The following is an 11960-nucleotide window of genomic DNA, read 5'->3' on the forward strand; positions in this document are numbered from 1 at the left end:
CTCCTTGAGGGGGGAGGGGAGGGGGTGCCCCTCCACTGTCGCATGACAGCTGACAGATTTCAATATCTGATACCTGATACCTGTCAGTCCTCGTGCGGGACCCCCTCGTGCTGGACCCGTCCCTCACCCCACGTTCCTGGGCAGCCGCAGACTCAGCAGCACCGTCAGGACCACCGCCGCGAGCTGCACCAGCAGGGTCACCACCAGCGCGTCCCGGGTGCCCGTCGACGGCGCCAGCGAGAGGAAGAGGCTGCCGAGGGTGGCGACCCCGAGCGCGAGGGCGGACTGCTGGGTGGTGACCATGACGCCGCTGCCCACGCCGGCGCGGTCGGTCGGCACGTCGGAGAGCACGATCCGGAACAGCACCGGCAGCTGGAGACCCTGGCCGAGCCCGGCGAGCGCGACCCCGGGCGCCAGCTCCGCTATGCCGAGGCCGGACCAGCCGCGCCAGACGGTGAGCACCAGGACCGTGATGCCGAGGCCCTGGAGGATGCCGCCGGTGGTGACGATCCGGCTGCCGTACCGGCCGATCAGGCGCGGCCCGGCGAGCGAGGCGGCGAAGAACGCCACCGCCATCGGCACCAGCGCGAGCCCGGCCGAGACCGGTCCCATTCGCAGGCCCTGCTGGAGGACGACCGCGATGACGAACATGAAGCCGCTGAAGCCGACCGAGAACGGCACGATCATCACCAGGCCCCGGCGGAGCGAGGGCAGCCGCAGCAGGCTCGGCGGGACCAGCGGCGTACCGCCGAGGCGGTCGGCGCGCCGCTCGGTGCGGTAGAACGCGAGGGCGGCGAAGGGGAAGACGGCGAGCGAGACCCAGGTCCACAGCGGCCACCCGGCCGCCCGTCCCTCGGTCAGCGGCAGCAGCAGGCTGATCAGCGAGAGCGCCAGCAGCAGCGTGCCGGGCACGTCCACCGAGGCGGGCCGGTCCGAGCGGGTCTCGGGCACGCTGCGGACCGCGAGCACCAGCCCGACGACCACCACGGGGACGTTCACCAGGAAGACCGCGCGCCAGCCGCTGCCCGCGATGTCGGCGGCCACCAGCACACCGCCGAGGATCTGCCCGGCGACCATGGAGAGCCCGGCGGTCGCGCCGTACAGGCTCATCGCGCGCGCCCGGCGCGGTCCGGCCGTGGTGGCCTGGATGGTGGCGAGTACCTGCGGCAGCATCAGCGCGGAGGCCGCGCCCTGGGCGACCCGGGCCGCCACCAGCGTCCAGGCGCTCGGCGCGAGGCCGCAGGCCAGCGAGGTCACTCCGAAGGCCGCCATGCCGATGAGGAAGAGCCGGCGCCGCCCGGCCATGTCGCCGAGCCGGCCGCCGAGGACGAGCAGGACGGCGTACGCGACGCCGTAGCCCGCGACCACCAGTTCCAGCGTGGCCGCGCCCGCCGCCAGGTCCTTCTCCATGGCGGGCAGGGCGACGTTGACGATGAAGAAGTCGATCAGGGGAAGGGCCGCGCCGAGCAGTACGGTGAACAGCCCGAGCGGGCCGATCGCCGCGCCGCCGTGGCGGATCACCGGGACGGCCGGGGCACCGGCCGGGGCGGTGGATGCGGAAGTAATCACGTCGTTGCTCACGCAGAAGACGATCGCCGTTCTCCCAGCCTGGTACCAGAGTCTCTTTATCCTGGTACACGCACTACCTGGCAATGGGGTGAGCGGTACGGCACCCTGGTGCCATGACCACAGTGGCCCCGGAGTCCGACGTCCGCCGGCATGAGCTGGCGGAGTTCCTGCGCAGCCGCCGCGAGCGCATCACGCCCGAGCAGGTCGGCCTGCCGCACGGCCGCCGCAGGCGCACCCCCGGGCTGCGCCGCGAGGAGGTCGCCCACCTCTCCGCCGTCGGCGTCACCTGGTACACCTGGCTGGAGCAGGCCCGCGAGATCCAGGTCTCCGCCCAGGTGCTCGACGCGCTGGCGCGGGCCCTGCTGATGGACGCCAGCGAGCGTACGCACCTGTTCGCCCTCGCGGGCGCCAGCGACCCCAATCCCAACGCGCCCTGCCCGACGGTGACTCCGGCCCTGCGGGCGATGCTGGACCAGCTGGAGCCGGTGCCGGCCTGCATCCAGAACAGCCGGTACGACATCCTCGCCTACAACCGCACCTACGCCCGGCTGCTTTGCGACCTCGACGCGCTGGCCCCCGAGGACCGCAACTGCATGTGGCTGGCCTTCACCAACGACGACTGGCGCGCGGCCGTCGCGGATCTGCCGGACGTCAACCGGATCATGGCGGCCAAGTTCCGCGCGGCGATGGCCGAGCACCTGGCCGAGCCCGCCTGGAAGACGCTGCTGAACCGGCTGGAGAACGGCTCGCCCGAGTTCCGCGAGATCTGGGCCCGGCACGAGGTGGTCGACCAGAGCGGCCGGGAGAAGTACATCCGCAACGCCCATGTGGGCCTGCTGCACCTGGAGCACACCAACCTGTGGCTGGGCCCGTCCTCGGGCCCGCGCCTGGTGACGTACGTCCCGGTGGACGACGCCTCCCGCGCGGGCCTTGAGCGGCTGCTGGAGTTGTCGGTACGGGAGGGCGTGCCGGCGTAAGGCCCGGCGGCCGGCCGCACGTTCAGGCGGAGCCGAGCTCTCCAGTCTTGAGAGCTGCCACGAAGGAAGAGAAGGCGCCGACGGGGAGGTTCAGGGCCGGGCCGTTCGGGTTCTTGGAGTCACGGACGGGGACGGTGCCGCGTGTGGCGGCAAGGTTCGTGGCGACCTGTACGCACTGGCCGCCGTTACCGCTGTACGAACTCGTGAACCAGCGGGGGGATTCGGTCGTCACTGGGAACCCTTTCGAAACTGGTCGATCAGAGCAACGGACGCCGCCTGCGGCAACGCCTCGGCCTGTAGCTGATGGTATGCCTTAAGCACGGCCACGACAGCGGCCCCGTCCCGTTCCAGATGTCCCCGCTGCGCCGACTCGGCATAGGACATGATCGAGCGGTCCGGCATCGTCAACACGGTTACCGGCAGGCTGAATGGCCTCCTCGCGCCCATGCTGAACGGGGCGACCTGGAGCAGGGTGTTCGGCATCGCGGCGAACTCCAGCAGACGGTCGAACTGGGCCGCCATGACTGAAGAGTCGCCCATCGGCCGCCGGATGCAGCTCTCGTCAAGCACGGCGTGGATCAACGGGGACGGGGTGCGGGCGAGCGTGGCCTGCCTGTGGGCCACCAACCGCACGCGTTCTTCGGCCTGTTCGGGCGTACTGGCCTCCCGCCGGACCGCGTCGGCTTCCAGCGTGGCCGCGTACTCCCTGGTCTGCAGCAGACCTGGGATGACGCCGACCTCGTACAGCCGCAACTCCACCGCCCTCCCCTCGTACTTCACGTACTCCGGGAACCCCTCCAGCAGGCTGCCTTGCCGCATCTGCCGGTACTCGCGCTCGAACGTGTCCGCGGTGCCCTCCAGGCCCAACGCCCGGTCCGCACTACGCGCGAAGCGGAGAGTCGGAGGCTTCCGGCCGGTTTCCACCGCCGAGATGTGCACACTGGAATACTCCATCCGGTCGGCGAGCTCGTCCTGGGTCCAGCCCCGCGCCTCCCGCAGGCTGCGCAGACGCGCCCCGTAGGCCGCCTGCGGGGAGGCGTCCGGCCTCAACTCCTTGCGGTTCAAAGGATGTTCACCAACCTTCCGTTCGCTTCCAGCAAGTTGAATGGTTCCCAGGTGTGGGCCACTCTGAACCCGCCCGGTAGCGAAAGAACTACGGAGAGGAGCGGTCGTGTCCGGCGAGAACAGGACCGCCGAGAGGGCGGGATCATGACCGGCCCGGAATACGTGGCGGACACCGCGAACGACAACAGGATCGGCGTGGTGCAGCAGCGCTACGAAGGGAGCGTCTATCTGCGTCCCCCCGGTGGCGGAACCGAGTGGGCCACCGCCCCGGAAGCTCTGCGGAGCCTTTCGCCCGAGGAACTTGCGCGGGTCCGCGTGTTCGAGACCCCCGGTGGGCCGGTGGCGCTGATGTGGGCGTTTCCGGTGGGACTGCCGACAGGGCCGGAGCGCGACTCGGCACCTGTTCCCGTGAGTGCCGCGAGCACGCCGTGCGGCGTCGTCCACAGGTTGCTGCGGCACCCGTCCAGCGAAGTGACCATGACGGCCCAGTGCCTCCACGGCAGCGGATGCACCTGGATGCTGGCCGCGACGGACGACCTTGAGGCGGGAAGCGTCGCGATCATGTCGCACACCGCCGAGACGGGGCACGGGATCTTCGCGCGCCGCCTGGAAGACGTGGCGTACGTGGTCGGAGGCAAGGCACGGGAACAGGCGTGCCGGGTGGCGGTCGAGCGCGGACCCACGCGCGCGTGACGGCGGCCCGGGGGTCACGGGGTTACGGGACCCCCGCCCCCATCTTCTCCGTCTCCAGCCGCTCCGCCGTGCGCCGGGCCGACTCACGGGCCCGGCGTCCGCTGGTGGCCGCGCCCACGAGCAGGACGGCCAGACCGCACCCGGTGATGATCCACCAGGCCGGGCGGGCCGCGTCCGGGAAGGCGTCGGCGTAGTCGCCGGCGGCCGGGCCCGCCAGGCCGCCCGCGAGGACCGCGCCGATGACCGCGACGCCCAGCGTCTGGCCGGTCTGACGGCTGGTGGAGGCCACCGCCGCCGCGACGCCCGCCTGGGCGCGGGGCATCCCCGAGACGGCGGTGTTGGTGATGGGGGAGTTGACCATGCCGAAGCCGAGGCCGAACAGGGCGTATCCGGTGAAGAGCAGGGGCGTCGACGACTCGGCCCCGAACGCGGCGAACAGCAGCCCGCTCGCGGCCATGGTGACGCCCGCGATCAGCAGGGACGGCCGGGGCCCCCGGCTCGCGACCAGCCGGCCCGACAACGGCGCCACGACCAGGGTGACGGCCGCCATCGGCACCATGTAGAGCCCGGCGTGCAGGGCGTCGTAGCCGCGTACGTTCTGGAGGTACAGCGTGTTGACGAAGAGGAAACCGCCCAGCGCCGCGAACGCCGAGACCGCGATGACAGTGGCCCCGCTGAACGGCGTACTGCGGAAGAAGCGCAGGTCGATGAGGGGTTCGCGGCGCCTCGGCTCGTAGAACAGCAGACCGGCCAGGGCCGCGAGGGCGATGGCGCAGAAGAGGAGGATGCGCGCGGAGGTCCAGCCCGTGCTGGGCGCCTCGATGATCGCGTACGTGAGCGAGCCGAGCAGCGCCACGATCAGGAGCTGGCCCACGGGGTCGGGGCGGCGGGGCTCGGGTGCGCGGGACTCCGGTATGTACCGCCAGGTCAGCAGGAGGGCGGCCAGACCCACCGGCAGGTTGATCCAGAAGATCGAGCGCCAGCCGACCGAGTCGACCAGCAGACCGCCGATGATCGGGCCCGCCGCCATGGAGAGGCCGACGACACCGCTCCACACGCCGATGGCGCGGGCGCGTTCGCGCGGGTCGGTGAAGGTGTTGGTGATGATCGACATCGCCACCGGGTTGAGCATCGAGCCGCCGACCGCCTGGAGGGCCCGGAAGGCGACCAGCGAGGAGAGGTTCGGGGCGATCGAGCAGAGCAGCGAGCCGAGGGTGAAGAGGGTCAGGCCCGCCATGAAGACCCGGCGGCGGCCGATCCGGTCGGCGGTGGAGCCGGAGAGCATCAGCAGGGAGGCGAGGACGAGGGTGTAGGCGTCGATCGTCCACTGCATCCCGGAGACGGTGGTGTGCAGTTCGCGCTGCATGGTGGGCAGCGCCACGTTCAGGATCGTGTTGTCCAGGCCGACGATGAGCAGGCTCATACAGCAGATGGCCAGCACGAGCACGCGGCGGCGGGGGCTGAGATCGGGCATGCGTCGATAGTACGGCTAACTAACGACCTGGTCCATGTAGTACGGCTAACTAATGACCACGGGGATGCGCGACAATGGCGTAATGACCACGCTCAACATCGGCCCGCATGCCGTGCAGCCTCCCGTGGTGCTGGCACCCATGGCCGGCATCACCAATGCCCCGTTCCGTACCCTGTGCCGCGAGTTCAGCGGCGGCAAGGGGCTGTTCGTGAGCGAGATGATCACGACGCGGGCGCTGGTCGAGCGCAACGAGAAGACCATGCAGCTGATCCACTTCGACGAGTCGGAGACGCCCCGCTCGATCCAGCTGTACGGCGTCGACCCGGTCACCGTGGGCAAGGCGGTCCGGATGATCGTCGACGAGGACCTGGCCGACCACATCGACCTGAACTTCGGCTGCCCGGTGCCCAAGGTGACCCGCAAGGGCGGCGGCTCGGCCCTGCCCTACAAGCGCCCGCTGCTGCGCGCGATCCTCAACGAGGCGGTCTCCAACGCCGGGGACCTGCCGGTCACGATGAAGATGCGCAAGGGGATCGACGACGACCACATCACGTTCCTGGACGCCGGGCGGATCGCCGTCGAGGAGGGCGTCACCGCGATAGCGCTGCACGGCCGCACCGCCGCCCAGCACTACGGCGGCACCGCCGACTGGGACGCCATCGCCCGGCTGAAGGAGCACGTCCCGGAGATCCCGGTGCTCGGCAACGGCGACATCTGGTCCGCCGAGGACGCGCTGCGGATGATGAAGGAGACCGGCTGCGACGGCGTGGTCGTGGGCCGTGGCTGTCTGGGCCGTCCCTGGCTCTTCGGCGACCTGGTGGGCGCCTTCGAGGGCACGGACTCCTACGCGCGCCCCACCCTGCGCACGGTCTCCGAGGTGATGGTGCGGCACGCGACGCTGCTCGGTGAGTGGATCGGCGACGAGACGCGCGGTGTGATCGACTTCCGCAAGCACGTGGCCTGGTACCTGAAGGGGTTCTCGGTCGGCTCGGAGATGCGCAAGCGCCTGGCGGTCACCTCGTCCCTGGACGAGCTGAGCGCTCAGTTGAGCGAGCTCGACCTGGACCAGCCGTGGCCGGACGGCGCGGACGGCCCGCGCGGGCGCACCTCGGGCAACAACCGCGTGGTGCTGCCGGACGGCTGGCTGAAGGACCCGTACGACTGCTCCGGCATCAGCGCCGACGCCGAGCTGGACACCTCCGGCGGCTGAGGCGGCCCGGGCCGGGGTCCGGTCCGAGGAGTGGTCGGTGGGCCCGGTCCCAGGGTCCAGTCCGTGGTCCGGTGAGGGGTCCGGATCGTGGAATTCCAGCCCTCTGTACGGCGTGATTCTCGCCACCCCTGATAGGGGTTGCGCTCAGATGAGCACTTTGAGGGCGGCTGCATCTCTAGAAGGGGTGGCACTGAGTGCCACCCCTTCAGTCTTCAAGAAGTAAACTCACCTGTCGACAGGGCCGCTCAGAAGAGCGGGAAACCTTGGGTTACGGCAAACCCGGGTTCAGGGAGTGAACACATCAAGATCGCTCCGTTTACACACCGGTTACTTTCGATCTGCTGGCGGACGAGTGGTTAAGGCCCCATGACGCGCAAGTGGACGTACCCAGACACCTTCGATCTGGGTATGTTCCTGGCCGTCAGGGCACCCGCCACGCTTTTTCGAAGCCGAGGAGTCGAGACCCGTGTCGGAAGACAAGGACCTCCAGCACAGCCAGAAGTTCGTCTACGACTTCACCGAAGGGAACAGGGACCTCAAGGACCTGCTCGGTGGAAAAGGCGCGAACCTCGCCGAGATGACCAACCTCGGCCTGCCGGTGCCTCCCGGCTTCACCATCACCACCGAGGCGTGCAAGGTCTACCTCGACAGCGGCGAGGAGCCGGCCGCCCTGCGCGACGAGGTCAGCGCGCACCTGGACGCCCTTGAGCAGAAGATGGGCAAGAAGCTCGGCCAGGCCGACGACCCGCTGCTCGTCTCCGTACGCTCGGGCGCCAAGTTCTCCATGCCCGGCATGATGGACACCGTCCTCAACATCGGCCTCTCGGACGCCTCGGTGACCGGCCTCGCCAAGCAGTCCGGCGACGAGCGCTTCGCCTGGGACTCCTACCGCCGCCTCATCCAGATGTTCGGCAAGACCGTCCTCGGCGTGGACGGCGAGCTCTTCGAGGAGGCCCTGGAGGACGCCAAGGCCGCCAAGAAGGTCACCGTCGACACCGACCTCGACGCCGCCGACCTGAAGAAGCTGGTCAAGCACTTCAAGAAGGTCGTGAAGAGCGAGGCCGGCCGCGACTTCCCGCAGGACCCGCGCGAGCAGATGGACCTCGCCGTCAAGGCGGTCTTCGAGTCGTGGAACGGCGACCGCGCCAAGCTCTACCGCCGCCAGGAGCGCATCCCGGGCGACCTGGGCACCGCCGTCAACATCTGCTCCATGGTCTTCGGCAACCTCGGCCCCGACTCGGGCACCGGTGTCGCCTTCACCCGCGACCCGGCCTCCGGCCACCAGGGCGTCTACGGCGACTACCTGCAGAACGCCCAGGGCGAGGACGTGGTCGCGGGCATCCGCAACACCGTGCCGCTGGCCGATCTGGAGGGCATCGACAAGAAGTCGTACGACCAGCTCATGCAGATCATGGAGACCCTTGAGACCCACTACAAGGACCTCTGCGACATCGAGTTCACCATCGAGCGCGGCCAGCTCTGGATGCTCCAGACCCGCGTCGGCAAGCGCACCGCCGGTGCCGCCTTCCGTATCGCGACCCAGCTGGTGGACCAGGGCCTGATCGACGAGGCCGAGGCGCTCCAGCGCGTCAACGGCGCCCAGCTCGCCCAGCTGATGTTCCCGCGCTTCGACGAGGCCGCGCGGAGCGAGCAGCTCGGGCGCGGCATCGCCGCCTCGCCGGGCGCCGCGGTCGGCAAGGCGGTCTTCGACTCGTACACCGCCATCAAGTGGTCGCGCTCGGGCGAGAAGGTCATCCTGATCCGCCGTGAGACCAACCCGGACGACCTGGACGGCATGATCGCCGCCGAGGGCATCCTGACCTCGCGCGGCGGCAAGACCTCGCACGCGGCGGTCGTGGCGCGCGGCATGGGCAAGACCTGTGTCTGCGGCGCCGAGGAGCTGGAGGTCGACACCAAGCGGCGCCGGATGACCGCTCCCGGCGGTGTGGTCGTCGAGGAGGGCGACGTCGTCTCCATCGACGGCTCCACCGGCAAGGTGTACCTCGGTGAGGTCCCGGTCGTGCCGTCGCCGGTCGTGGAGTACTTCGAGGGCCGGATGCACGCGGGCGCCGACGACGCCGACGAACTGGTCGCGGCCGTGCACCGGATCATGGCGTACGCGGACCGGGTACGCCGGCTGCGGGTACGGGCCAACGCCGACAACGCCGAGGACGCCCTGCGGGCGCGCCGCTTCGGCGCCCAGGGCATCGGCCTGTGCCGCACCGAGCACATGTTCCTCGGTGAGCGGCGCGAGATGGTCGAGCGGCTGATCCTGGCCGACACCGACGACGAGCGCGAGAAGGCACTGAGTGCCTTGCTGCCGCTGCAGAAGAAGGACTTCGTCGAGCTCTTCGAGGCGATGGACGGCCTGCCGGTCACCGTGCGCCTGCTGGACCCGCCGCTGCACGAGTTCCTGCCCGACATCACCGAGCTGTCGGTGCGCGTCGCGCTCGCCGAGTCCCGCAAGGACGCCAACGAGAACGACCTGCGGCTGCTCCAGGCCGTCCACAAGCTGCACGAGCAGAACCCCATGCTGGGCCTGCGCGGGGTGCGTCTGGGCCTCGTCATCCCGGGGCTGTTCGCCATGCAGGTACGGGCCATCGCGGAGGCGGCGGCCGAGCGCCGGGGCGCCAAGGGCGACCCGCGTGCGGAGATCATGATTCCGCTGGTCGGCACGGTCCAGGAGCTGGAGATCGTCCGCGAGGAGGCCGACCGGGTCATCGCCGAGGTCGAGGCCGCCACCGGCACCGAGCTCAAGCTGACCATCGGCACGATGATCGAGCTGCCGCGGGCCGCTCTGACGGCCGGTCAGATCGCCGAGGCCGCCCAGTTCTTCAGCTTCGGCACCAACGACCTGACCCAGACGGTGTGGGGCTTCTCGCGGGACGACGTGGAGGCGAGCTTCTTCACCGCGTACCTGGAGAAGGGCATCTTCGGTGTCTCGCCGTTCGAGACCATCGACAAGGACGGCGTCGGCGCGCTGGTCCGCTCGGCCGTCGAGGCCGGCCGGGCCACCCGCCCCGACCTGAAGCTGGGCGTCTGCGGCGAGCACGGCGGCGACCCGGAGTCGGTGCACTTCTTCCACGAGGTGGGCCTGGACTACGTCTCCTGCTCGCCGTTCCGCATCCCCGTGGCGCGCCTGGAGGCGGGCCGCGCGGCTGCTGTGTCCCCCGCGGGCGGCAAGGGCAGCGACTCGCGATAGGGCTCCGGAGCCGCCGTCGGGTCCCCGACCCTCACCACCGATCCGACGGCGGTTCCGGTTCACATGGAAGGGGCGGCACCCTGTGCGGGGGTGCCGCCCCTTCCGCATGTCCGTGCGGGCTTCCGCTTGTTGTCGTTCCGGGTTGTCGCCGTTCCGGGCCGGGCGCGGATGTGCTCCGGATGTGCGGCTGCTTAATTCCTGTTGAAGCGCGGACATTCCACGGGTGCCACGGCCCCGAATTGCAGAGTGCGGTTCACGGATCCCCATCCGTGAACCGCACTCTGTCATCCCCGCCGGGCACGGAGCCGCCACCATGCCTACCGCCGCCAGACGAAGCAAAGCCCCCCACGGTCCTCACAACGTCTTTCCGGTTGGCCCGGTGTCGTGCCCGACGTCGTACAGCTTTTCGGTACACACCGCCTGCTCGCGATGCCTTTCAACTGTGGCTGAAAGGCCGGTGGTCACGGCCTGTGACGGTAGGCATACTCAGGGGCGGGACGATTGCGGGTGCAACATGATGCGACACGTTGCAACATTCGAGACAGGTGGAGATTCGGTGCTGCGTATTCATTTCACTGGCGTGGACCTGGCCCGGGTGCGCATGGCGCCTGGTCCGGACGCGCTGTGGGAAACGATTCTCAGCTTTCATCGATTAAGAGACCGTCGGGGCGCCCTAGTCTTCGGTGAATGGCGAACGGAAACGCGTACCCGGTTGAACGGTGAAACACGTCTGCTCTCCGCAGTGGTGCCGGGCCGCGGCTATTTTCCCGACTTTCTCACGCCCGCCGAAGGGCCGCACACCATCGACACAGGGCTCGAAGCCGTCCGCGAGACGGGACGGGACCGGCTGCACGACGAGCTCTCCCTGGTCGCGGGACCCAGGGGCCTGCCCCGCTGGCTGCGGGCGCTCGCCGACGGGCGCGCCGAGCCGCTGGATCGTCTCATGGGCGTCCTGCGCGGCTACCACCGGGCCGCCATAGCGCCGTACTGGACGCACATCCAGGCCCGGGTCGACGCCGACCGCGCGGCCCGCGGGCGCGCGCTCCTGGACGGCGGGGCGGACGAACTCCTCGCCTCGCTCCCGCCGATGATGCGCTGGCGGGCCCCGGTCCTGGAGGCGGACTACCCGGTGGACCGGGACGTGTACCTGGAGGGGCGCGGGCTGCTGCTCCAGCCGTCGTTCTTCTGCCGCCGCACCCCGGTGTCGCTCCAGGACCCGCTGCTGCCGCCGGTGCTGGTCTATCCGGTGACGCACACCCACACGCCGTACGAGCGGCAGAGCGCGGGCACCGCGCCCGGCCCCTCGCTCGGCCGGCTCGTCGGGCACACCCGCTCGGCGGTGCTCCAGTCCATCGGCCACGGCTGTACGACGAGCGAACTCGCCCGCCGGGCGGGGGTGTCGCTCGCCTCGGCAAGCCAGCACGCCGGCGTCCTGCGGGAGGCCGGCCTGCTGGTGACCCTGCGGCACGGGAGCGCGGTGCTGCACACGCTGACCCCGCTGGGGTCGGCGCTGCTGCGGGGTGGCCAGCCGGTGGTGGCGGAACGTTCCGCCCCGGCGATCCTGTAGGGCGCGTCCGCAGGGCGGTTTCCCGGGGAGTGGCCGGAAACAGCCGGTCCCCGGGGCCGCCCTACAACCCGTACCGCACCCCGGTCAGTTGCTCGGAGGCCACCCACAGCCGTTCCCCCGTGGTGTCGTCCAGGGTCCACTTCGCCCGGGACGACCGCGCGGGGGCGCCGCGCCAGCCCTGGAGGCGGGGGCCGGTGAAGGAG

9 protein-coding genes and 1 pseudogene are annotated in these 11960 nt (G+C 70.3%); 5 read left to right on the forward strand and 5 right to left on the reverse strand.

What is annotated here, in order from left to right:
• Nucleotides 1-123 precede the first annotated feature (123 nt).
• The gene (locus ACJA3G_RS17125; RefSeq protein ID WP_406553868.1) at nt 124-1521 is read right to left on the reverse strand and encodes an MFS transporter; all 1398 of its coding nucleotides are present in this window, start codon (nt 1519-1521) and stop codon (nt 124-126) included.
• Between the two features lie 161 nt (nt 1522-1682).
• On the opposite strand from ACJA3G_RS17125, the gene ACJA3G_RS17130 reads away from it, so the two are divergent.
• Nucleotides 1683-2546, forward strand: a complete 864-nt coding sequence (locus ACJA3G_RS17130) for a helix-turn-helix transcriptional regulator (RefSeq protein WP_406553860.1) — start codon at nt 1683-1685, stop codon at nt 2544-2546.
• Nucleotides 2547-2568: 22 nt separating this feature from the next.
• Here ACJA3G_RS17130 and ACJA3G_RS17135 read toward each other — a convergent pair whose 3' ends face one another.
• Nucleotides 2569-2778 carry a DUF397 domain-containing protein gene (locus tag ACJA3G_RS17135; RefSeq protein ID WP_406553861.1) on the reverse strand — a complete coding sequence of 70 codons (210 nt, stop codon included), beginning with the start codon at nt 2776-2778 and terminating at the stop codon, nt 2569-2571.
• Nucleotides 2775-3611 carry a Scr1 family TA system antitoxin-like transcriptional regulator gene (locus ACJA3G_RS17140; RefSeq protein ID WP_406553862.1) on the reverse strand — a complete coding sequence of 279 codons (837 nt, stop codon included), beginning with the start codon at nt 3609-3611 and terminating at the stop codon, nt 2775-2777. Before ACJA3G_RS17140 ends, ACJA3G_RS17135 begins: the two co-directional genes overlap by 4 nt.
• A gap of 3 nt (nt 3612-3614) precedes the next feature.
• Between ACJA3G_RS17140 and ACJA3G_RS17145 the strand changes: the two genes are divergently transcribed.
• A complete protein-coding gene (locus ACJA3G_RS17145) occupies nt 3615-4304 on the forward strand; it encodes a hypothetical protein (protein WP_406553863.1) in 690 nt (229 codons plus the stop codon).
• Nucleotides 4305-4326: 22 nt separating this feature from the next.
• On the opposite strand, the gene ACJA3G_RS17150 is transcribed toward ACJA3G_RS17145, so the two are convergent.
• Nucleotides 4327-5778, reverse strand: coding sequence for an MFS transporter (locus ACJA3G_RS17150; RefSeq protein WP_406553864.1), 1452 nt, complete (start codon nt 5776-5778; stop codon nt 4327-4329).
• Between the two features lie 64 nt (nt 5779-5842).
• Here ACJA3G_RS17150 and dusB point away from each other — a divergent pair, with 64 nt between their 5' ends.
• The 3 genes from dusB to ACJA3G_RS17165 all read left to right on the forward strand — a co-directional run bounded on the left by dusB (nt 5843) and on the right by ACJA3G_RS17165 (nt 11757).
• A complete protein-coding gene (gene dusB / locus ACJA3G_RS17155; protein WP_406553865.1) occupies nt 5843-6988 on the forward strand; it encodes a tRNA dihydrouridine synthase DusB in 1146 nt (381 codons plus the stop codon).
• Nucleotides 6989-7454: 466 nt separating this feature from the next.
• On the forward strand, nt 7455-10190 hold the full coding sequence (gene ppdK, locus ACJA3G_RS17160; protein WP_406553866.1) for a pyruvate, phosphate dikinase: 2736 nt from the start codon (nt 7455-7457) through the stop codon (nt 10188-10190).
• Between the two features lie 556 nt (nt 10191-10746).
• Nucleotides 10747-11757: an ArsR/SmtB family transcription factor gene (locus tag ACJA3G_RS17165; protein ID WP_406553867.1), complete on the forward strand. Its 1011-nt coding sequence runs from the start codon at nt 10747-10749 to the stop codon at nt 11755-11757.
• 61 nt (nt 11758-11818) lie between these two features.
• Here the strand turns inward: ACJA3G_RS17165 and ACJA3G_RS17170 are convergent.
• Nucleotides 11819-11960: pseudogene (locus ACJA3G_RS17170) on the reverse strand (short-chain dehydrogenase); the annotation flags it as partial.

It is taken from the genome of Streptomyces sp. YS-3, assembly GCF_045257485.1.
GTDB lineage: Bacteria > Actinomycetota > Actinomycetes > Streptomycetales > Streptomycetaceae > Streptomyces.

Bases quoted from the DNA above. Each gene is read 5' to 3' on its own strand.
- ACJA3G_RS17130 (WP_406553860.1), top strand. From the start codon at position 1,683: ATGACCACAGTGGCCCCGGAGTCCGACGTCCGCCGGCATGAGCTGGCG.
- ACJA3G_RS17145 (WP_406553863.1), top strand. From the start codon at position 3,615: ATGTTCACCAACCTTCCGTTCGCTTCCAGCAAGTTGAATGGTTCCCAG.
- ACJA3G_RS17150 (WP_406553864.1), bottom strand. From the start codon at position 5,778: ATGCCCGATCTCAGCCCCCGCCGCCGCGTGCTCGTGCTGGCCATCTGC.
- dusB (WP_406553865.1), top strand. From the start codon at position 5,843: ATGCGCGACAATGGCGTAATGACCACGCTCAACATCGGCCCGCATGCC.